Source organism: Erwinia sp. OLFS4 (assembly GCF_002752165.1).
Taxonomy (GTDB): domain Bacteria; phylum Pseudomonadota; class Gammaproteobacteria; order Enterobacterales; family Enterobacteriaceae; genus Izhakiella.
Genome location: NZ_MOMB01000052.1, coordinates 21,295 through 41,701, shown reverse-complemented (window position 1 = coordinate 41,701; position 20,407 = coordinate 21,295). Strand labels below are relative to the sequence as shown.

The 20,407-nt window shown below is 52.6% G+C and carries 20 protein-coding genes; 7 read left to right on the top strand and 13 right to left on the bottom strand.

What is annotated here, in order from left to right:
* From livG to BL249_RS12380, 4 genes are all read right to left on the bottom strand, one after another.
* Positions 1 to 768 (bottom strand): high-affinity branched-chain amino acid ABC transporter ATP-binding protein LivG, encoded by a 768-nt coding sequence (gene livG, locus BL249_RS12395; protein WP_099704992.1) that lies wholly within the window; start codon positions 766 to 768, stop codon positions 1 to 3.
* Positions 765 to 2,036 (bottom strand): high-affinity branched-chain amino acid ABC transporter permease LivM, encoded by a 1,272-nt coding sequence (locus BL249_RS12390; protein ID WP_099753255.1) that lies wholly within the window; start codon positions 2,034 to 2,036, stop codon positions 765 to 767. The genes livG and BL249_RS12390 overlap by 4 nt, the downstream gene beginning before the upstream one ends.
* Positions 2,033 to 2,959, bottom strand: coding sequence for a high-affinity branched-chain amino acid ABC transporter permease LivH (livH, locus tag BL249_RS12385; RefSeq protein ID WP_099704990.1), 927 nt, complete (start codon positions 2,957 to 2,959; stop codon positions 2,033 to 2,035). Before livH ends, BL249_RS12390 begins: the two co-directional genes overlap by 4 nt.
* 157 nt (positions 2,960 to 3,116) lie before the next feature.
* Entirely contained in the window at positions 3,117 to 4,244 is a 1,128-nt protein-coding gene (locus tag BL249_RS12380) for a branched-chain amino acid ABC transporter substrate-binding protein (RefSeq protein ID WP_099704989.1), read from the bottom strand.
* A 401-nt stretch (positions 4,245 to 4,645) separates the two neighbouring features.
* Here BL249_RS12380 and panM point away from each other — a divergent pair, with 401 nt between their 5' ends.
* Positions 4,646 to 5,050: an aspartate 1-decarboxylase autocleavage activator PanM gene (gene panM, locus BL249_RS12375; RefSeq protein ID WP_099705068.1), complete on the top strand. Its 405-nt coding sequence runs from the start codon at positions 4,646 to 4,648 to the stop codon at positions 5,048 to 5,050.
* A gap of 78 nt (positions 5,051 to 5,128) precedes the next feature.
* Here the strand turns inward: panM and rpoH are convergent, their stop codons facing one another.
* The 4 genes from rpoH to ftsY all read right to left on the bottom strand — a co-directional run bounded on the left by rpoH (position 5,129) and on the right by ftsY (position 9,278).
* Entirely contained in the window at positions 5,129 to 5,986 is an 858-nt protein-coding gene (gene rpoH, locus BL249_RS12370) for an RNA polymerase sigma factor RpoH (RefSeq protein ID WP_099704988.1), read from the bottom strand.
* Positions 5,987 to 6,263: 277 nt separating this feature from the next.
* Entirely contained in the window at positions 6,264 to 7,253 is a 990-nt protein-coding gene (gene ftsX, locus BL249_RS12365) for a permease-like cell division protein FtsX (protein ID WP_099704987.1), read from the bottom strand.
* Positions 7,243 to 7,911, bottom strand: a complete 669-nt coding sequence (ftsE, locus tag BL249_RS12360; RefSeq protein WP_099704986.1) for a cell division ATP-binding protein FtsE — start codon at positions 7,909 to 7,911, stop codon at positions 7,243 to 7,245. Before ftsE ends, ftsX begins: the two co-directional genes overlap by 11 nt.
* 5 nt (positions 7,912 to 7,916) lie before the next feature.
* Positions 7,917 to 9,278: a signal recognition particle-docking protein FtsY gene (gene ftsY, locus BL249_RS12355; RefSeq protein WP_099704985.1), complete on the bottom strand. Its 1,362-nt coding sequence runs from the start codon at positions 9,276 to 9,278 to the stop codon at positions 7,917 to 7,919.
* Positions 9,279 to 9,456: 178 nt separating this feature from the next.
* Here ftsY and rsmD point away from each other — a divergent pair, with 178 nt between their 5' ends.
* Positions 9,457 to 10,059, top strand: a complete 603-nt coding sequence (gene rsmD, locus BL249_RS12350) for a 16S rRNA (guanine(966)-N(2))-methyltransferase (RefSeq protein ID WP_099704984.1) — start codon at positions 9,457 to 9,459, stop codon at positions 10,057 to 10,059.
* Positions 10,049 to 10,321: a DUF1145 family protein gene (locus tag BL249_RS12345; protein ID WP_099704983.1), complete on the top strand. Its 273-nt coding sequence runs from the start codon at positions 10,049 to 10,051 to the stop codon at positions 10,319 to 10,321. The genes rsmD and BL249_RS12345 overlap by 11 nt, the downstream gene beginning before the upstream one ends.
* Before the next feature lie 18 nt (positions 10,322 to 10,339).
* On the opposite strand, the gene BL249_RS12340 is transcribed toward BL249_RS12345, so the two are convergent.
* On the bottom strand, positions 10,340 to 10,708 hold the full coding sequence (locus BL249_RS12340; protein WP_099704982.1) for a DUF2500 domain-containing protein: 369 nt from the start codon (positions 10,706 to 10,708) through the stop codon (positions 10,340 to 10,342).
* A gap of 179 nt (positions 10,709 to 10,887) precedes the next feature.
* Between BL249_RS12340 and BL249_RS12335 the strand changes: the two genes are divergently transcribed.
* Positions 10,888 to 11,514, top strand: a complete 627-nt coding sequence (locus BL249_RS12335; RefSeq protein ID WP_099704981.1) for a lysoplasmalogenase — start codon at positions 10,888 to 10,890, stop codon at positions 11,512 to 11,514.
* Positions 11,515 to 11,610: 96 nt separating this feature from the next.
* Positions 11,611 to 13,905, top strand: a complete 2,295-nt coding sequence (locus tag BL249_RS12330) for a zinc/cadmium/mercury/lead-transporting ATPase (protein ID WP_099704980.1) — start codon at positions 11,611 to 11,613, stop codon at positions 13,903 to 13,905.
* Between the two features lie 18 nt (positions 13,906 to 13,923).
* Here BL249_RS12330 and tusA read toward each other — a convergent pair whose 3' ends face one another.
* Positions 13,924 to 14,175, bottom strand: a complete 252-nt coding sequence (gene tusA, locus BL249_RS12325; protein WP_099704979.1) for a sulfurtransferase TusA — start codon at positions 14,173 to 14,175, stop codon at positions 13,924 to 13,926.
* A gap of 214 nt (positions 14,176 to 14,389) precedes the next feature.
* On the opposite strand from tusA, the gene BL249_RS12320 reads away from it, so the two are divergent.
* Positions 14,390 to 15,055 (top strand): 7-cyano-7-deazaguanine/7-aminomethyl-7-deazaguanine transporter, encoded by a 666-nt coding sequence (locus tag BL249_RS12320; protein WP_099704978.1) that lies wholly within the window; start codon positions 14,390 to 14,392, stop codon positions 15,053 to 15,055.
* A 338-nt stretch (positions 15,056 to 15,393) separates the two neighbouring features.
* Positions 15,394 to 15,942 (top strand): DcrB family lipoprotein, encoded by a 549-nt coding sequence (locus BL249_RS12315; protein WP_099704977.1) that lies wholly within the window; start codon positions 15,394 to 15,396, stop codon positions 15,940 to 15,942.
* A 119-nt stretch (positions 15,943 to 16,061) separates the two neighbouring features.
* Here BL249_RS12315 and iolE read toward each other — a convergent pair whose 3' ends face one another.
* From iolE to iolD, 3 genes are all read right to left on the bottom strand, one after another.
* Positions 16,062 to 16,958, bottom strand: coding sequence for a myo-inosose-2 dehydratase (gene iolE / locus BL249_RS12310; protein ID WP_099704976.1), 897 nt, complete (start codon positions 16,956 to 16,958; stop codon positions 16,062 to 16,064).
* Between the two features lie 223 nt (positions 16,959 to 17,181).
* Entirely contained in the window at positions 17,182 to 18,195 is a 1,014-nt protein-coding gene (locus BL249_RS12305; RefSeq protein WP_099704975.1) for a Gfo/Idh/MocA family protein, read from the bottom strand.
* A gap of 68 nt (positions 18,196 to 18,263) precedes the next feature.
* Positions 18,264 to 20,204, bottom strand: a complete 1,941-nt coding sequence (gene iolD, locus BL249_RS12300; RefSeq protein WP_099704974.1) for a 3D-(3,5/4)-trihydroxycyclohexane-1,2-dione acylhydrolase (decyclizing) — start codon at positions 20,202 to 20,204, stop codon at positions 18,264 to 18,266.
* Positions 20,205 to 20,407 lie beyond the last annotated feature (203 nt).

Here is a 20,407-nt window from a genome sequence, read left to right as displayed (position 1 = left end):
TTATACCTCTCCCAGATATGCGCGGATAACATCCGGATGGTGACGGATTTCTTCCGGCGTTCCCTGCGCCAGTGGCGTCCCCTGATTTACCACGTAAATACGATCGGAGATGCCCATAACCAGCTTCATATCATGTTCTATCAGTAACACCGTGACGTTATCCTGGTCGCGCAACCCGGCGATCAGCCGATCGAGTTCGTGAGTTTCGCGCGGGTTAAGGCCCGCTGCCGGTTCGTCCAGCATCAGGATATCCGGCTGAGTCACCATACAACGGGCAATTTCCAGTCGGCGTTGCTGACCATAGGCGAGGTTACCCGCCTGACGATTAGCCATATCCAGCAGGCCAACGCGCGTCAGCCAGCCGGCTGCCCGATCTAATGCTTCACTCTCTGCTTTACGAAAAGCCATGGTTTTAAGCAGACCGGAAAACACGCCGCTTTTCAGATGCTGATGCTGGGCAACCAGAAGGTTTTCAATCACCGTCATTTCACGAAATAAACGTACATGCTGAAAGGTACGCACGATGCCCATACGGGCAATTTTTTGTCCTGGCAGTCCTGCCAGCTGCTGATCGCGTAATTTAATCGTGCCACCACTCGGCTTATAGAAACCGGTCAGGCAGTTAAATACCGTGGTTTTCCCGGCACCGTTCGGTCCTATCAGCGACACAATTTCCTGCGGATAAAGCTCAAGTGCTACGTTATTAACCGCCAGAAGGCCGCCAAAACGCATCATTAATCCCTCTACCGCTAATAAAGGCTGATTCATGCCTGCTCTCCCCCGCTGCCTGATTTCAGCTTAAGCTGTGGGCGCTTCATCGGCAGCAGCCCCTGCGGACGCCAGATCATCATCAGGACCATCAGTGCGCCAAGAACCAGCATGCTGTATTCGTTAAGATCACGCATTAGCTCACGCGAGACCACCAGCAGTATTGCCGCCAGGATCACCGCCAGCTGCGAGCCCATTCCCCCCAGCACCACAATCGCCAGCACAAATGCCGATTCGACAAAAGTAAAGGACTCCGGACTGACGAAGCCCTGACGAGCAGCAAACAAAGTGCCGGCAAAACCGGCAAAAGCGGCACTGATGGTAAAAGCAGTTAGCTTAATACGCGTCGGGCTCAGCCCGAGGGAACGGCAGGCAATTTCATCCTCACGCAGCGCTTCCCATGCCCGCCCTAACGGCATTCGCAGCAACCGGTTAATAACAAACAGCGTCAGCACCACCAACAACAGCGCGACCAGATAAAGAAAAATGACCCGATCGGCCGGATCGTACTTCAGGCCAAAAAATTCATGAAACGTGCCCCAGCCCCCTTCACTTACCCGGCGCCCGAACTCAAGACCGAACAGGGTAGGTTTGGGGATCTGCGCGATCCCATTCGGCCCACCGGTTAGCGCTGTATTATTTAGCAGCAAGATACGGACAATTTCACCAAACCCCAGGGTGACAATTGCCAGATAGTCGCCACGCAGACGCAGCACCGGATACCCCAGCAACAGGCCAAATAATGCCGATAGCAGTCCCGCCAGCGGCAGGCACTGCCAGAAGCCAAGCCCGAAGTAGTGATTGAGTAAGGCAAAGGTATAGGCGCCGATGGCATAAAAACCGCCATAACCCAGCACCAGTAGTCCGGAAAGCCCTACCACGACGTTCAGTCCCAGCCCAAGCATGACGTAAATCAGCGTCAGGGTGGCTATATCCACCGTGCCACGCGAGACCAGAAATGGCCAGACCACCGCAGCCAGAATAACCAGCGCCATCAGCAGTTTTTGTCTGCCGGTTGAACCGTCAAAACCCGGTAATACCAGGCCTTTGCCGCTGCGTTTCAGCACGCCCTGAAACAATGGGCGCAGCAGCTGAAACAGAAATACCACCCCACAGGCGATAAAAATCCAGTTCCAGCGCAGTGAACCGGCGTTAACCACCACCAGCCTGGTTCCGTCGAGGTCAAGACGCATTCCCATAAAAAAAGTCGCTAAGACCAGCAATACCAGCGATGAAATCAGCGCGTTGACCAGATTGACGTGTTTCATACTTTCTCCACCTCCGGTCGACCGAGAATGCCAGTCGGCATCACCAGCAACACCACAATCAGCAGGGCGAAAGAGACCACATCTTTATATTCGGTACTCAGATAAGCGCTGGTAAGTGCTTCGGCAATACCCAGTACCAGCCCGCCAATCATCGCGCCGGGAATACTGCCAATTCCCCCCAGCACCGCGGCGGTAAAAGCTTTCATTCCGGCCATAAAACCAATAAAGGGGTTAATCGAGCCATAAAACTGGCCTAACAGCACGCCGGCAACCGCAGCCATCGCCGCGCCAATAACAAACGTCAGAGAAATCACACGGTCGGTATTAATGCCCAGCAGGCTGGCCATTTTCAGATCTTCCGCACAGGCGCGGCAGGCCCGTCCCATGCGTGAATAGCGGATAAACAGCGTCAGTGCCAGCATGGCTGTCAGGGTCACCAGCCAGATAACCAGCTGCATAGTAGAGAGCGTCGCGGCAAAACCGTTGCTTTCACCCAGTATCCATTGGCCGCTAATCAGACCGGGCAGCGCCAGGTCACGCGAGCCTTGTGTCAGGCTGACATAGTTCTGTAAAAAAACCGACATGCCAATGGCCGAAATAAGGGCAATCAGGCGTTTGGATGAACGCACCGGCTTATAAGCCACCCGTTCGATACTCCAGCCATAGGCACTGGCAATAATAATAGCCATGATGAAGGCGGCAGTAATCAACAGCCAGCCGATATCAATCCCCATCATCATTAGTGCCGCAATAACGATAAATGACACATAGCTACCAATCATATACACCTCGCCGTGGGCGAAGTTGATCATGCCGATAATGCCATAAACCATGGTGTAGCCAATGGCGATCAGCGCATAAGTGCTGCCTAAGGTCACGCCATTAAACATCTGCTGAATAAAATAAAGAAACTGCTCGGACATACCTGAACACCTTACCAACCTGCCTGAGAAAGGCAGAAACGTCTGGCGCTGCACAAGACGTTATTGTCACATCCGGCCCGCGCGGCGGCGCTCAATCAGAACACAACGCGTTTGCCTCAGCGCAGCCACGCCAGCCGGACAGGATAAAAACCTGATTTTATTTCACGGCGCTGGATGAGCCGTCCTTATGCCATTTAAATACGCCGAACTCGAAACCTTTCAGATCGCCCTTCTGATCCCAGCTGAGATTGCCCATCACCGTGGGCACCGGCGCGCCGGTTTTCAGATTTTTGGCAATAGCGTCCGGTTCATCGCTTTTGCTGCGTTCAATACCGGCGGCAAGCGACTGAATAGCAGCATAGGTCGTCCAGACAAACGGACCGGTGGGATCTTTACGGTTAGACGCTTTATTGGCTTTAATCGCCTCAACAATGGCTTTGTTATCGGCCAGCTGGTCATAACGCTTCGGCAGTGTAACCAGCATACCTTCCGAGGCATCACCGGCAATATTAGACAGCGAGGCGTTGCCTACCCCTTCCGGGCCCATAAAACCAGCCTGTAATCCTGCAGCCCGCGACTGGCGCAGAATTTGTCCCATTTCCGGGTAATAACCACCAAAATAGACAAAGTCGATATTGTCTTTTTTCAGGCGGGCAATCAGCGCAGAAAAATCTTTATCGCCGGCGGTGATCCCTTCAAACAGCACCACATTTGCACCCGCCTGTTTCAGGCTATCCTGTACCGAACGCGCCAGGCCTTCTCCATACTGCTGCTTATCATGAATGACCGCGATGCGTTTTGGCTTCACCTCACTGAGAATATACTTCGCAGCCGTTGGTCCCTGATCGGAGTCCAGACCGGTAGTACGCAACACCAGTTCATAGCCGCGTGATGTCAGCTCCGGCGCCGTCGCTGCCGGAGTAATCATCAGGACACCTTCATCGTTATAAATATCCGAAGCCGGCTGCGTGGAAGACGAGCACAGGTGGCCGATGACGTATCTGATGCCATCATTGACGACTTTATTCGCAACGGCAACGGCCTGCTTCGGATCGCAGGCATCATCATATTCGACGCCAACCAGCTTATCGCCGTTTACCCCACCTTTGGCGTTGATGTCTTTAATCGCCTGCTGCGCACCGGTGAACTGCATGTCACCATATTGTGCCACCGGACCAGTAACAGCACCGACGATTGCGATCTTAATATCTTTTGTCAGAGCGGCATGGCTGATTGTCAGCGCGACGCATCCGGCTAGCAGTGCGCTACCTTTACTCATTTTCATTGGCACTTCCCCATCTGTATTTAGCGTTGTGGTTTGCTTTGTTAGTTATACTGACCAGAAAAAACGCAAACTCTTTTGTGGATAATGAGTTAGCTTAATAAGCTGGTCGATTTTATTGATAAGGCTTTTAAATTCAGTTTATTAAACAGGAATTTTCTGCTTTAAATCAACACACTCATGACGAAAATGGCGCCGCTTTCAGACTATTTCGCTAATAGTTCTGGTGGCATTTCAGGCAAATAACTAGCGTAAAATGCTGGCTTTTTGTCTGATATTTACCGCTTTCGTCTGCCTGCTCGCTGAAATATGGCGAGTTCGTGATGTCAATCAGTAACGAAGCATTTGCGTTATATTCGCTCAAAATCACTACAGTATTCCGGCTAACCATGATGGATCTGACGATGCAACTCACCATTATTCGCTTAACCCACCCAACTCCTGAAGATCTGGCAGATCTGCGCAAGATCTGGCCACACACCGACATCGCTTCGCTGACGGCAACCCTTAGCGAGCAGTCACAACTCTATGCTGCCCGCTTTAACGATCGGCTGCTGGCAGCGTTGCAGCTGGATGTCAGCGGCACACTCGGCCGGATACAACAGCTGGCAGTACGCGATGTGACCCGGCGGCGCGGCGTCGGAAAATACCTGCTACAGGAAGTTATCGCCCGGAACAGTGCCCTGACCATGTGGCATGTCGCCAATGACGATAGTGGAGAACCCGGGACCATCGCGGCATTTATGCAAAGCTGCGGCTTTCGTGCTGAAGTGGATGGCTGGGTAAAACGTGTGCGGATTGCTGAATAAGGACCTGCTGTTTTTCTGCCAGTAAAAAAGCGCTCCTTTTGGGAGCGCTTAGCGGTAAAGCTTCACTATGACCTGCCGTCAGGCTTCAATCGCCATACGCAATTTTTTCATTGCGTTTTTTTCCAGCTGACGGACTCGTTCAGCGGAAACGCCATAGCGATCGGCCAGTTCCTGCAGCGTGGTTTTGTTATCTTCATCCAGCCAGCGGGCCCGGATGATGTGCTGGCTACGTTCGTCCAGCCCTTCCATCGCCAGGGAAAGCTTGTCCGCCGCGTGATCTTCCCAGTTATCTTCTTCAATGCCATCGGCAAAGTCGGAAGTTTTATCCTGCAGAAAAAGCACCGGAGCCATGGGCTTGCCTTCGCCCGGTTCATCATCGGCCCCCATATCGAAGGCCATATCCTGCGCGGCCATCCGGGATTCCATTTCGCGAACGTCATGGGTGGATACTCCCAGTTCGCGCGCGACCATGTCCACTTCGTCCTGATTAAACCAGCCCAGACGCTGCTTGTTTTTACGCAGGTTAAAAAACAGCTTGCGTTGCGCTTTGGTGGTCGCGACCTTCACGATACGCCAGTTACGCAGCACATATTCGTGAATTTCCGCTTTAATCCAGTGAACGGCAAACGACACCAGACGCACGCCCACTTCCGGATTAAAACGGCGTACCGCTTTCATCAGGCCAATATTACCTTCCTGAATCAGGTCCGCCTGCGGCAGGCCGTAACCTGCATAGTTACGAGCGACATGAACAACAAAGCGCAGGTGAGACAGGATCAGCGTCTTTGCCGCATCCAGATCGCCCTGGTAATGCAGCCGTTCAGCCAGCGCTTTTTCCTCTTCTGCCGTCAGCACAGGCCAGGCATTGGCCGCCCGGATGTAAGAATCCAGGTTGCCTAAAGGAGCAATAGCTAAAGTTTGCATTTCTTTGGTCATTCAAACCCTCTCAATTAGTCAATTCAGACGCTGCATTCCTGACGCGAAGTCAGCTTAAGCTAACCGCAACTGAACATCAGAAGCCATCCGTGCTTATTCATTATAAGTCAGACTCTAAACTTATCCACAAGTTCCTTTACCCTTGTGTATAAATTTGTGTCTCGCCAGACCCGTCATAATGAAGATATAGCAGAAAAAAATGACGTTAACGTTATCTTTCCCTGCCGGCTCTACCATGCAGCAGGGAAAGATTATATCAAAAAAATGTGAAAGGGGATTACTGTGGCGTAAATCGACGTAAATGTTGTGCTGTCGCCAGCAAAGCAGCGCTCCAGCCGATAATAGCGGCCAGCAGCAGCAGCAGCAAACCTTCATCCCATGACAGTCCATGCAGGGTAAAGGTGGTACCAAAAACTGCCGCCACCTGCGAGACGACGGACTCAAGGCGTAACACCAGCACGCCGGATAAGATGAGCGAAAAGACCGCACCGATAAAGCCCAGCAATGCCCCGCCATAGAGAAACGGACGCAATATAAAACCATCGGTGGCGCCAATCAGCTTCTGCACATTAATGGTGTCACGACGGGCAAAAATACTCAGTCGTACACTGTTCCCAATCACCAGGAACACCGCAATAATCATCAGCACGCCAATAATGGTGGCGACCTGTCCGGCAAGGCCCGTCAATGCTGCCAGTCGGGCATACCAGCTGTCATCCATTTTCACTTCATCCACGCCCGAGGTTTGCGCCACCCGATCGCGCAGGGTTTTCATGGTGGCGGCATTCTGAAAATCCAGCTTAGGTGTAATAATCGCCACTGCCGGCAGCGGATTCTGCTCCAGCATATCCAGCGCACCGCCGAAACCAGACCAGTTACGGAACTCCCCACGCGCTTCCTCGCGCGACAGATAATTTACTTTTTCCACACCGGATTCTTTTTTTAACGTGGCGACCACATTTTCTGCCGCATCGTCATCCAGGGTTTTATCGAGATACACCGTCAGCTGCGGTGCCGGGTACCATTGCGTTGCCGCCTGATGGACATTCTTCCAGGCAATGTAACAGATACTCGGCAACGTCAACGAAATAGCGATAACCATAACAGTCAGCAGCGTCGCCAGCGGCTGACGCCACATGTCAGAAAGCGTGCCGCGCCATGCGTAACGCCACTGCTCCTGCCAGCCCCCTTTCAGCGCTTTGCTTTTTGCAGGCTTCGGCTTTTGCACTTTAGCGCTGGCTGGGCGCTTATTACGCTTATTCACCATGATGCCCCCCATGCAGTCGGCCCTGGTTAAGCGTCATCACACGATACTGGCGACGGGCTATCAGTCCCATATCATGGGTAGCCATCAGCACGGTAACCCCGACACGGTTAAACTCCTCAAACAGGCGCAAAATATCCTCAGAAAGTGCATTATCGAGATTACCGGTGGGTTCATCCGCCAGCAGCACCACCGGCTTGTTGACCACCGCCCGGGCAATGCCCACCCGCTGCTGCTCACCACCAGAGAGCTGAATGGGAAAACTCTTCGCTTTGTCCAGCAGGCCGACCTTATCCAGTGCGGCAGACACCCGCCGGCGTATATCCTCGGCGCTGGATCCGGAAATAATCAGGGGAATCGCCACATTGTCATAAACAGAACGATCCATCAGCAGATGATGGTCCTGAAAAATCATGCCGATCTGCCGCCGCAGAAAAGGCACCTCACTGTTTTTCAGCCGACTGATATTATGACCGCTAAACCAAATCTGCCCGGCGCTCGGGCGCTCAATACCACAGATTAATTTTAGCAGTGTACTTTTACCGGCACCGGAATGGCCGGTCAGGAAGGCCATCTCACCGGGACGAAGATGAAAATCCACGCCCTGCAATGCCTGGCGGCCGCCGAGATAAGCTTTACTGACCTCTTCAAAGCGAATCATCCTAATCACTCCTCCCGGGCAAAAAGTGCCTCAATAAAATCATCAGCGTTGAACGGACGCAAATCCTCAATGCCTTCGCCAACGCCAATGTAACGAATCGGAATACCAAATTGATCGGCAACCGAGAAAATTACCCCACCTTTCGCCGTGCCGTCCAGTTTCGTCAGGGTAATTCCGGTCAGATTAACGGCATCATGAAACAATCGGGTCTGGCTGATGGCATTCTGTCCGGTGCTGGCATCAATCGTCAGCATCACTTCATGCGGCGCGTCTTCATCCAGTTTCTTCATGACCCGGGTGATCTTTTTCAGTTCTTCCATCAGGTGTGCTTTATTCTGCAGCCGGCCCGCAGTGTCAGCAATCAGTACATCAATATTGCGCGCTTTCGCTGCCTGAATGGCATCAAAAATCACCGATGCGGAATCCGCGCCGGTATGCTGCGCCACCACCGGAATATTATTACGCTGGCCCCATACCTGAAGCTGCTCCACCGCTGCCGCGCGGAAGGTATCTCCCGCCGCCAGCATCACCGATTTTCCTTCAGACTGATACTGGCGCGCCAGCTTGCCAATCGTGGTCGTTTTACCCACGCCGTTCACCCCAACCATCAGGATAACAAACGGGGTGTTACGGCTAACGTCCAGCGGTGCATCAACCTTCGCCAAGATAGCCGCCATTTCGCTTTTTAGCAGGCCATACAGCGCTTCTGCATCGCGCAATTGCCGGCGGCTGGCCTGAGTCGTCAGGCTGTTAATAATGCGCTGGCTGGTATCCACGCCGACATCGGCTATCAGCAACTGTTCTTCTAACTCTTCGAACAGATCGTCATCAATCTTTTTACCCTGGAACAAGCCGATAAATCCGGAACCCAGATTCTGACGTGTTTTAACCAGGCTGCGTTTAAGCCGGGCAAAAAAACCTTCGCGCGTCGGCCGTTCCTGCTCTGCAGGCAGCGGCACATCGTCGCTCTCAGGCTGTATCTGTTGCGCTGCACTGCCTAAAGGCGGTTCGTCCCGATCGGCTTGTTGCGCCAGCGGGGCCGTTGACTGCGCATCGCTGTCGCCTGTCGCTGGCGGCGAAATCACATCCAGTGGCCTGAGAAGATCATTGTTATCGGCAGCGGGTATGCCGGCAGATGGCTGCGGATCTGTGTCCAGTCCGGCATCTTCAGGTAATTCCGGTGCGTTATGGCTTTGAGATACCGGCGTGTCAACCGCCTGGCGATCCTCATCAGCAAGCGCTGGCGTTTGCTGGTCCCGCGAGGCGGTTTCAGTTTCATCCTGCTGCGCGGCCTGACCGGCATCTTTCTGTTCATCCTGCCCTAATCCTAGCCAGGAAAAAAAGCCGCGTTTTTTCTCTTTTGCCATTGTGTTACGACACCCCTTGATGGCTGATCCGGCATCAGGCGCCCGGTTCTTTTAGTGTTCAGTTAATGAATTCATTAGTCTAACACTTTCCGGCGGACGCAAAACAGCACCCTTTTTACCGTTTCCAGCGGGCGGTAAGCCCGTTAAACTACGCAAAAAATTATGACGAGTTGTAAACATGAAAAAACCACGCGGCCGGGCTGAAGGCCAGATTCGCATTATTGGCGGCCAGTGGCGCGGACGTAAGCTACCGGTTCCGGATAGCGACGGACTGCGGCCAACCACTGACAGGGTCCGTGAGACATTATTCAACTGGCTGATGCCGGTGATGGCCGGCGCCCGCTGTCTGGACTGCTTCGCCGGCAGTGGGGCGCTCGGCCTTGAAGCCCTGTCCCGCTATGCCAGCCAGGCGACGTTACTAGAGTTACAGCGTCCGGTTGCGCAACAGCTGGAAAAAAACTGCCAGGCGCTGGGAACCCGTGATGCCGCAGTCATTAATACAGATGCACTGAACTGGCTATCTCAGCGTGGCGAAGCTTACGACGTGGTTTTTATCGATCCCCCTTTCCGCAAAGGGTTACTGCAACAGATGCTGCCTTTGCTGGAAGATCACGGCTGGCTGTCAGCGGAAGCTATGGTTTATATTGAAAGTGAAATAGAAAGCGGACCACCGCCGGTGCCGGTTAACTGGCATTTATACCGCGAAAAAATCGCCGGACAGGTTGCTTATCGCCTGTATCAACGCCAGCCAATGCACCTGGGAACTGAACATGATGATTAATATCGGTCGCTTGCTGATGTTATGTGTCTGGTTATTTTTACTGTGGAATCTGGTTGAACCTTTTCCGAAGCCGTTACGCTATTTTATTCACGTTGCGCTTTTCTTCATGGTCATTATGCACGGGCTGCAGCTTACCCTTATGAAGGCCACCCAGCCAAAAGACGCCGCGCCGCTGAGCGGTAAAACTCAGCTAAAAGTGTTTATTTTTGGTGTATTTGAATTACTGGCCTGGCAAAAAAAATATTATCCAAAACGAAAATAGCGCCCGCCACGTTCTACCTCAGCGGGCTGCTGGCCTGGCAGGCACAAAGCGGATAAAACGCGAGCCCTGCAGCTCCAGGGTTCCGCGTTCACCTTCGTTAAGCTGGCGGTATTCTGCTTCCTTCAGGGTGAATTTAAAATCTTCTGCGCCATTTAACGGATGAAACCAGACCTCATAACGCATTTCTTCCCCGGCAATCACCTCACGCTGACGTGAGTGCAAATCGGAAGCCGGATATTCCCGCCTGGCTTTCACTTCGGCCTGAATGCTACGCAGCGGCGAAGCGTCATTCAGCGCCGACTCCCGTCGCTGTTTAATAAACTGCCGGGAGGCCAGAACAGCAATAACAACCAGAATAATAATGAAAAATAACGGTGGTTTACTCATGACTTAACGCCTCCAGCGGTTTTTCTATCAGAATAGTATGACAGGATTCAACCCGTGCGCGCTGATTGTCACATCACCCCGGCCTCACCTACACTGTCAGCGCAATAATGGATTTCGATTTACACTTTGGTTTTTATGCAGGGTTCAGGTTCTGCATATTCCGTTTAAAAGGAACAACTATGATCTGGTCTTTTTTGGCGGTACTGTTTTCCGGTTGGCTGTATGTGGATGCCTCTTATCGCGGCCCCCAATGGCAACGCTGGGTATTTAAGCCGGTTACTTTACTGCTGCTGCTTGGCTGGGCCTGGCAGGCGCCAATGCTGCGTACCACCGAATATCTGATTGTGTTTGGTTTGCTGGCAACCCTGGTTGGCGATGCGCTGATGTTGTTGCCGCAAAAACGTCTGCTTTACGCAATCGGCGCGTTTTTCCTTTCCCATCTGCTGTATACCATTAGCTTTACCAGCAATATGGTGCTGCATTTTTACTGGCCAGTTCCTCTGATATTACTGGTTATTGGCGCCGTGGTGATCGCCGCCATCTGGACCCGCCTGGAGACCTTACGCTGGCCCGTTTGCACCCTGACTGGCATGACGTTACTGATGGTCTGGGTTGCTACAGAAAGCTACATTATTTTGCCGTCAGATCGCAGTTTTTCCATCGCAGTGGGTGCCATTCTGCTGCTACTGGGTATTATTATCTGGCTGCTGAGCCATTATCGCCGGCGCTTTCGTGCCGACAGCGCGCTTATCGCCGCCTGTTATTTCGCCGGCCACTTTATGATAGTGCGATCGCTCTGGCTGTGATGACCAGATTAAAGAGACTTGACTCTGGAGTCGACTCCAGAGTGTAAGATACGGACGGCGGCAGAGTTTGCCGCCGTTACCTTATCGGAGGTTTCTATGCACGCACACTCTGACTGTGGCTGCGGCCACAAACATACATCCCGTCAACAGGGATGCAGCATCAGCGCGCGTCCTGCTCTGGGCAAAATCAGCCAAATCAATCCACTCACATGCAGTAGTGCAACCTGCTGCGATAACGACGCTGACTGCGGTGGCAGTAGCAGCGCTGACAGCCCCGACGACGGCAGTGACAGCGACAGCGCAGGCCGCCCCCTCTCTCATCGCTGGCAGATAAGCGGGATGGATTGCCCTTCCTGCGCACGCAAAATCGAAGCGGTAACCCGGCGGATCCCTGGCGTCAGCCAGGCGCAGGTATTGTTCAGCACCCAGATATTACAGGTTGAGGCGCATGCAAACCTGCTACCGGCCATTGAACAGGCGGTTGCCCAGGCTGGCTTCGCGTTAAAAACAGAAAACGTTGCCGCCGCAGCCACTACCTGGTCCGGCATCTGGCGTGATAATGCCGCGCTGCTACTGATTGCGGTATTAACCGCTGCCAGTTTGCTGGTAGCGCACCTGCTCCCAGGGGCTGCTAACTACGCTTTTAGCGTTACCGTGCTTATTGGCCTGCTGCCGGTTACCCGCCGCGCCTGGAGCCTGCTGCGCAATGGGCAGCCTTTTACCATTGAAACACTGATGAGTATCGCTACGCTGGGAGCATTGCTGATTGGTGCCAGCGCTGAAGCCGCCATGGTGCTGTTACTGTTTATGATAGGTGAGCGCCTGGAAGCCTTTGCCGCGCAGCGCGCTCGCCGTGGCGTCAGCGCACTCATGGCGTTAAAACCTGAAACAGCGCAGCGTATCAATGGTAACGGACAGGAGACCGTGCCGCTGTCCGCCCTGCAACCAGGCGATACCATTGTCATTTCTCCCGGTGGCCGTTTGCCTGCCGACGGAGTATTGCTTTCGCCGCAGGCCAGCTTTGATGAGAGCGCATTAACCGGCGAGTCTATGCCGGTTGCCCATCAGACGGGTGAAGCGCTGATGGCGGGGGCGCTCAGTATTGATGCCAGCGTGCAGCTGCGCGTCACCTCACGCCCTGGAGAAAGCGCAATTGATCGTATTCTGCAATTAATTGAGCAGGCAGAAAGTCACCGGGCACCGGTGGAACGTTTTATTGATAGTTTCAGCCGCCTTTATACCCCTGGCATCATGGTCCTGGCGCTGCTAACCGCCACCCTCGCCCCCTTGTTCTTTGCTCAGCCGTGGCATGAATGGTTATATAAGGGGCTGACGTTATTGCTGATCGGTTGCCCTTGCGCACTGGTCATTTCTGTCCCTGCCTCCATTACTTCCGCGCTGGCGTCTGCCAGCCGGCTGGGGATACTGATTAAAGGCGGGGCTGCACTGGAACAACTGAGTCAGGTTCGCACGCTGGCATTTGATAAAACCGGCACGCTGACCGCTGGCCAGCCCGTCATCACCACCGTTAAAAGTTTCACCACCGCTACCTCTGACACCGTTCTGGCGCTGGCGGCCGCCACCGAGCAAAATGCCAGCCATCCACTGGCACAAGCCATTATCCGCGAAGCCAAAACGCGCAAACTGACGCTGCCGGCAACGCGCGATCATCGGGCACAAGCCGGTACAGGCGTCACCGCCCGGCTCGGCACATCGTTATTAACGCTCAGCTCACCTGCAAGCCTGAATCCGGCTCTGCTGGATGCCAGACAATGGTTACAGGTCCGTGGTCTGGAAGAAAAAGGCAATACGGTGGTGATATTGCTGCGTGATGGACAACCTGAAGGCCTGCTGGCGCTACGCGATCGGCTGCGTGACAGCGCCGGGCAGGCGCTGGCTGAATTGCAAAAGCTCGGCCTGCACTGCGTGATGTTAACCGGCGATAATCCGCAAACCGCACAGGCGATTGCCACCGAGCTAAAAATTGACTGGCGCGCAGGTTTGCTTCCAGCAGACAAAGTCAACGAAATCGAGCGACTTAGCAAAACACAGCCGGTGGCGATGATCGGCGATGGCATTAACGACTCTCCCGCCATGAAGGCCGCGACGCTTGGAATTGCGATGGGCGGGGGAAGCGACATTGCGCTGGAAACAGCAGATGCGGCGCTGACCCACAGCCGGCTGAGCGCGCTGGCTCCGCTCATTCGCCTGGCACGCCGCACACGTCGGAATATTCAGCAAAATATCGGCATTGCGCTGGGACTGAAAGGAATTTTTCTTATCACCTCGCTGCTGGGTATCACCGGTTTGTGGCTGGCGGTTCTGGCGGACTCTGGCGCAACCGCGCTGGTCACGCTTAATGCGCTGCGACTGTTGCGCCGCGCTGACTAACCCCCGTGGCCTGAGGGATCAGGCCATCCCTTTTTTTATCAGATAGCGGTACGGCTTAGTGTCAGTTTCCTGCGCCAGCAAAGTATGCTCCATAAAGGTACAAAAGCCCGGAATATCGCGGGTAGTTGCCGGATCATCAGCAATAATTAACAGGGTTTCTCCCGCCACCATATCACGTACCGCTTTGCGGACCAGCATAACCGGTTCCGGACAGCGCAATCCCAACGCATCCAGAATTTTATCCGCATGAACATCAATGTTGCCTGCCATTGTCGTATCACCAACACAAGTAAAACCGGGACGTTAGTTTAGCGCCTGCTATGCCAGCTGCAAACTCTCATATTGACGCCAACGTTTGCGCATTAATTAACCATTGCATCTTATGGTGTTTCACGTATCATGCCGCCGTTTCTTTTATTTATGCGACTATCTGTTGTGACAGATTAACGCAGGGTTCCCTCACCCCAATATAAAAAGGTTCATTATGATCGCTTTTACATTACATCAGCGCAGGCATGCGCTTTTCTGGCTATCGCTTTTTCACCTGCTGGTGATTACCTCCAGTAACTACCTTGTACAGTTACCTGTTGCCATTTTTGGCTTTCACACCACCTGGGGTGCATTCAGCTTTCCCTTTATTTTTCTTGCCACTGACCTGACGGTACGTATTTTTGGCGCACCGCTGGCACGGCGTATTATTCTGGCTGTCATGCTGCCGGCGCTTTTCATTTCCTATCTGATTTCGGCACTGTGGTTTAACGGTGAATGGCAGGGGATGGCCGGCTTACAGCAGGTTAACCTGTTTGTTGCTCGTATTGCCTGCGCCAGTTTTATGGCCTACGTACTGGGACAAATACTGGATGTCCATGTCTTTAATCGCCTGCGCCAGAAAGCACAGTGGTGGCTGGCCCCCGCTGCAGCAATGTTCCTGGGTAATATCAGCGATACGCTGGCTTTTTTCTTTATCGCTTTCTACAAAAGCCCGGACCCGTTTATGGCCCAGCACTGGGTAGAAATCGCCCTGGTGGATTACAGCTTCAAGGTTTTGATCTGCATGATCTTCTTTCTACCGGCCTATGGTGTATTACTCAATGCTTTGCTGAAAAGACTGGCAGAGAAATCCCAGCAGCCACACCTCAACTTCGGCTGAAATTAAGCCGTGACAGCAATGGCGATTCGTGCAAAACCGGAGATCGCCATATCTGTCATACTTCGCCACCCCAGGCGAAAAGAGATCCCTCTGCCTGCCTGACAACCCGCGGCCGGAATTCACAGCCCGGCGCTGTGTCACCGGCCGTGATCGCATCAAAGCAAGACGAACTATTGCTGGTCAGCCATGATTATCCACTGGTAGCGCCAGAGAAGCCGGCACTGCCAGTGCGCTAAACTCGGCCGCGAAACAATACGGGAAACCACAACAGGTTGCTTTTACCGACGCAATACGCTTGACTGTGACAGGAAAATCGAGACGTTAACTAAGGGAAACGGATGCGAAATCTACTGAAATATGCAGGAATAGGTTTACTGGTGATTGGTCTGGCGGCCTGTGACGGAAAAAAAGATCAAACCAGCGGCGAAAACAGCAGCACTCAGGCAGCACAACAAGTTTCACTGATGGATGGCAAGCTGACCTTCTCTCTGCCTGCCAGCATCAGCGATAAAAGTGACAAGCTTGCCACCCAGGCCAGCAACATGCACGTTTATGCTGACAATACGCAGCAACGGACCATCATTGTTCTCATCGGCGATAATACCCGTCAGAAACTGGACGTGTTTGCCAGGCGTCTGGAAGACGAACAGCGCAGCCGCGATCCCCAGCTTCAGGTAATCAGCAATCAGTCGCTGACGCTCAACGGCCATGAGGCGCAGGAGCTGGACACGGTGATTTCCGCGCATAATCAGACCAGCTGGTCCTCAATTATTCTGACCCGGGTTGACGATAAAATTGTCACCATGCAGATTTCCCTGCCAGCAGATAACCAGCAGCAGGCACAACAGGACGCTAAAAAAATCATTGATTCCCTGAAACTGAAATAGTGTTTACAGGGTAGCGAATTACCAGCAAAGCGCCTGGTTAACAGGCGCTTTTTTTACCGTTCTTTTTATTTCCTCATGGCATGCCTGTAAGGAATATTCAGTCAGAACAGACTCACCTATCAAATATCAGCCGTTTCCCGCAAATAGCGTCGGGCCTTCAGCGCATATTCAAACGGGTTAGCCAGCGCCGGGTCCTGTTCTGCTTCCACCACCATCCAGCCACAATAATTGGCTTTATCTAACGCATCAAACACCGGCCGGAAATCGATATCTCCATCGCCAGGCACGGTAAAGGTACCGCGCTTGACACCATCCAGAAATGACAGGTGTTCAAGGCGCACCTGGTCAATAACGTGGTTTCTGACATCTTTCAGATGAATATGATTAATGCGGGGCAGATAGCGGTTAAGAATCGCCAGCATTTTTTGCTGACTGCCCTCAGAATAATATGCATGACCTGTATCATACAGTAAAAAGACATCGTCATTGGTCATCGCCATAAAGCGATCGATTTCTTCCGTTGTCTGGATACCTGTTCCCATGTGATGGTGCAGACAAACCTGCATGCCTTTTTCTGCCGCCAGTCTGGCCAGCGCATTGTAACCTTCCGCCGTCAGACGCCACTCTTCATCACTAAAGATCGGCTTTTCATCCAGCACTGCTTTATCCGTTCCCTGAATACTGTGGCTCTGCTCTGAACAACCAATCACTTTTGCGCCCATTGCATGCAGAAAATCACGATGATTGATAAACTCATCAAGGGTTTTCGCTTTTTCACCACAGGCAAAAAAAGTACTGAACCAGGCGTTAACAATCTCTATTCCCCGCATCTCCAGCATGGGTTTTAATATCGCCGGATCGCGTGGATATTTATTGCCGACTTCACTGCCACTAAAACCTGCCAGCGCCATTTCACTGATAATTTGCTGAAAGGTATTTTCTTTCCCTAATTCCGGCAAATCGTCATTTGTCCAGCCAATTGGGGCAATAGCCAACCTGACATTATTTTTATTCATGATGCCTGCCTTACTTATTTACTGTTCCTGTCCGTTAACATTACGTCTGACCAACGTCAGCGCTTTTCTTTTATTCGTTTCAGCCCTGGGGGTATTCGTTTCCTGTTGCGTGCACCTTAGCCGCAACGGTCTGCGGCATCCGTTTTCCATCACAACGGCAAACAGGATTGGATGCCGCCTTCCCGTCAGGGCGTACTGTTTTCCCGTCTGGCCCGGCAGATTATTAGTTACCGTAGAACGACGGACGCGGCGGCATACTCACCGGCTCGATAGCGGCACTCTGCTGCGCTCTGAGGCAGGCATCTGCCGCCACCGACGCGGCAAAACCATCCCAGGCAGAAGGCCCGGTTAGTCGATCTGCTTTGACATCGTTAATAAATGCCTGTAACTCAACGTCATAAGCGTCGATAAAGCGATCTTTCCAGTCAGTCAGAATGGTATTGGCCAGACGGGCCTCTTTGCGTAGCTGGATAGAAGAAGGCTCAGGCAAACGTGCAATTCCGTCTTCACCCACCACTTCACACTGGATGTCGTAGCCGTATGAGCAATTGACGAATATTTCCACGTCAATGCGAATTCCCTTCTGGGTTTCAAACAGGACAATCTGTGGATCTTTCAGCCCGCTGTGGGACTTTGTGGTTGTACGCGGATATACGACCTGTACCGTTTTGTAATCATCGTCGGTTAACCAGCGCAGTACGTCCAGTTCATGAATCAAGGTGTTGGTGATGGCCATATCGGTAGTATAATTTTCAGCCACACTCTGGTTGCGATGGGCACAGTGCAGCATCAGCAGTTCGCCAATATCACCCCGATCAATCACCTTCTTCAGCGCCTGGTAACCACTGTCATAAGGGCGCATAAATCCAACCTGCACCAGGCGTTTTCCCTGGGTCATTTCCGCATCAACAATGCGCCGGCAGCCTTCCGCGCTCATAGCCAGTGGCTTTTCGCAGAACACATATTTACCCGCCGCTACTGCCGCCAGGGTAAATGCTTCGTGGGTCGGGTCCCACGATGTCACCAGGATGGCATCAACCTGTGGTGCGTTAATCACATCCATCCCATCCGCGTAAATTTCGGCGTTCAGTCCCAGACTGTTGACCACGTCTCTGGCACCTTGCGCATTAATATCTGAAACGGCTATCACCTCAGCACCTTGTAGTACTTTGCTACAGCGACGAATATGTTCGCGACCAATCGCCCCGCAGCCTATTACGCCAAGTTTCAATGTCATAGAGCTACCTTCGTAGAATGTAAGGTTGGTAAAAAAGGGCTGTCAGTCAGGCTGACAGCGATACCGGTTTAATATTTACGTGCTTTTTCAATGTGTTGATTGAGGGTACGAGCAACCGCAGTAATACGTTCAGACCTGGCAACCTGGGCACCACCTACATGCCACCAGCTGAGATAGTTATGTGCCATGGTTTTTGGCAATACCTTGATATCAATCAGCGTGGATACGCAGGAGTGACGAGCTTCTGTCAATGCCTGTTCCAGTTGTCTGAGGGTAGTAACCCGCCAGGTTTTACAACCATAGCCTGCGGCAATAGCGGCATAGTCAACCGGAATCAGGTCACCATTAAGCGCGTCAGTGTGGGGGTTGCGGAAACGAAATTCAGTATTGAAACTGTCCATACCGTGGCCGATTTGCAGATTATTGATACAGCCATTGGTCATATTGTCGAACAGGATGACATTCACTTTAGCATTTTCCTGAAGGGAAGTGACCAGTTCGGAATGCAGCATCATAAAAGCACCGTCACCGACCAGGCTGTAAACCTCACGATGGGGTTCTGCCAGTTTCACGCCTAGTGCGGCATTCACTTCATAGCCCATGCAGGAATAGCCGTATTCGACGTGATAGCTGTTGTCACCTCTGGTGCGCCAGATTCGTTGCAAATCCCCGGGCAAACTGCCAGACGCGCCAACGATAACAGCGTCAGCCGGCAGTTGTTCATTTAGCACACCCAGCACGCTGGTTTGCGTCAGGAAAGAGTCGGTCAACCGATGAAACTCGGTAAATACGGCCTGGCGATCCAACGCATCGTCTATTTCCGGAACATAACCGTCATCACGGTAGGTGGCGTCATATACCCGCTGAGTTTCCGCATATTGTTTCTTCTGTGCCTGTTGAATACTGTCACCCCAGTGACTGTGAAACTCGCTGTCGATAAGCCTGGATTCCAGTGCACCGATAGCTGCACGCGCGTCGGCCACCAGCTGAACGGCGTCCAGCTTGTAGGCATCAAAACGGCTGATATTAATAGTGAGATAATCCACCTGCGGATGCTGAAATAACCACTTCGATGAGGTTGTAAAATCGGTATAACGCGTGCCGATACCAATGATGAGATCGGCTTCTTTTGCCAGCAGATTGGCAGCAAGACAACCCGTTTCACCAATTCCCCCAAGGTTAAGCGGGTGATCGGACGTCAGCGTCCCTTTACCGGCCTGGGTTTCAGCAAAAGGAAGTTGAAAACGTTCTGCAAACTGACGCAATGCCTGACCTGCCCCGGCGTATTTCACCCCGCCCCCGCAAATAATCAGCGGCTTTTTCTTTCTGCACAGCAATGAAAGCGCCGCTTCCAGCTGCTCTTCACCAGGCAGCCGGCGATCGAGAAGATGAACCCGCTTGCAGAAAAAATAATCAGGAAAATCCCAGGCTTCGCCCTGCACATCCTGCGGTAAACAGAGCGTGACAGCGCCTGTCTCTGCCGGGTCGGTTAACACGCGCAGCGCGTTGATACATGCGCTCATCAACTGTTCCGGGCGATTGATCCTGTCCCAGTACTTGCTGACAGCACGAAAAGCATCATTGGTGCTGAGACTCAGATCGTGACTTTGCTCAATCTGCTGTAATACCGGGTCGGGTTGACGGGTTGCAAATACGTCACCAGGCAGCAACAGCAAAGGAATACGGTTAGCCGTCGCCGTGGCAGCAGCGGTGATCATATTGGCCGCGCCAGGCCCCACCGACGACGTACAGGCGATAATTTCCCGCCGCAGCTTTTGCCTGGCAAAACCAATGGCTGCATGGGCCATTCCCTGCTCATTACGCCCCTGATACACCACCAAATCGCCGCCTTCCTGCTCCAGTGCCTGCCCAAGACCCAGCACATTACCGTGACCAAAGATTGCGAAAATACCCTGGATGAATCGATGTTCAACACCGTCGACCGACAAATACTGATTATTAAGAAATCTGACCAGGGCCTGGGCGGTAGTTAATCGGATGGTGCTCATAAATCGTCCTTTGCTTTCTGGTTCGCGATATAACCAGCCAGACATTAACGCCAAAGCGATTGTGCCGGCTGAATATTACGGGAACAGATGAAACATAGAGCGATTATAAACAAATTTTTTTTCCACTATATATGAACAATAGAAAAAACATTTCATTCTGCGAGTGAGATCGCATATCAACCAGAAGGTTTGGTAAAGATGCT

Excerpts from the sequence above, each read along its gene's own strand:
- iolD (WP_099704974.1), bottom strand. The coding sequence starts at position 20,204 with ATGAGCACCATCCGATTAACTACCGCCCAGGCCCTGGTCAGATTTCTT.
- BL249_RS12345 (WP_099704983.1), top strand. The coding sequence starts at position 10,049 with ATGATGATTAATATCGGTCGCTTGCTGATGTTATGTGTCTGGTTATTT.
- BL249_RS12330 (WP_099704980.1), top strand. The coding sequence starts at position 11,611 with ATGCACGCACACTCTGACTGTGGCTGCGGCCACAAACATACATCCCGT.
- livH (WP_099704990.1), bottom strand. The coding sequence starts at position 2,959 with ATGTCCGAGCAGTTTCTTTATTTTATTCAGCAGATGTTTAATGGCGTG.
- BL249_RS12305 (WP_099704975.1), bottom strand. The coding sequence starts at position 18,195 with ATGACATTGAAACTTGGCGTAATAGGCTGCGGGGCGATTGGTCGCGAA.
- iolE (WP_099704976.1), bottom strand. The coding sequence starts at position 16,958 with ATGAATAAAAATAATGTCAGGTTGGCTATTGCCCCAATTGGCTGGACA.
- ftsY (WP_099704985.1), bottom strand. The coding sequence starts at position 9,278 with ATGGCAAAAGAGAAAAAACGCGGCTTTTTTTCCTGGCTAGGATTAGGG.
- BL249_RS12340 (WP_099704982.1), bottom strand. The coding sequence starts at position 10,708 with ATGAGTAAACCACCGTTATTTTTCATTATTATTCTGGTTGTTATTGCT.
- panM (WP_099705068.1), top strand. The coding sequence starts at position 4,646 with ATGCAACTCACCATTATTCGCTTAACCCACCCAACTCCTGAAGATCTG.
- tusA (WP_099704979.1), bottom strand. The coding sequence starts at position 14,175 with ATGGCAGGCAACATTGATGTTCATGCGGATAAAATTCTGGATGCGTTG.
- BL249_RS12315 (WP_099704977.1), top strand. The coding sequence starts at position 15,394 with ATGCGAAATCTACTGAAATATGCAGGAATAGGTTTACTGGTGATTGGT.
- ftsE (WP_099704986.1), bottom strand. The coding sequence starts at position 7,911 with ATGATTCGCTTTGAAGAGGTCAGTAAAGCTTATCTCGGCGGCCGCCAG.
- rpoH (WP_099704988.1), bottom strand. The coding sequence starts at position 5,986 with ATGACCAAAGAAATGCAAACTTTAGCTATTGCTCCTTTAGGCAACCTG.
- rsmD (WP_099704984.1), top strand. The coding sequence starts at position 9,457 with ATGAAAAAACCACGCGGCCGGGCTGAAGGCCAGATTCGCATTATTGGC.
- ftsX (WP_099704987.1), bottom strand. The coding sequence starts at position 7,253 with ATGGTGAATAAGCGTAATAAGCGCCCAGCCAGCGCTAAAGTGCAAAAG.
- BL249_RS12320 (WP_099704978.1), top strand. The coding sequence starts at position 14,390 with ATGATCGCTTTTACATTACATCAGCGCAGGCATGCGCTTTTCTGGCTA.
- BL249_RS12390 (WP_099753255.1), bottom strand. The coding sequence starts at position 2,036 with ATGAAACACGTCAATCTGGTCAACGCGCTGATTTCATCGCTGGTATTG.
- BL249_RS12335 (WP_099704981.1), top strand. The coding sequence starts at position 10,888 with ATGATCTGGTCTTTTTTGGCGGTACTGTTTTCCGGTTGGCTGTATGTG.
- BL249_RS12380 (WP_099704989.1), bottom strand. The coding sequence starts at position 4,244 with ATGAAAATGAGTAAAGGTAGCGCACTGCTAGCCGGATGCGTCGCGCTG.
- livG (WP_099704992.1), bottom strand. The coding sequence starts at position 768 with ATGAATCAGCCTTTATTAGCGGTAGAGGGATTAATGATGCGTTTTGGC.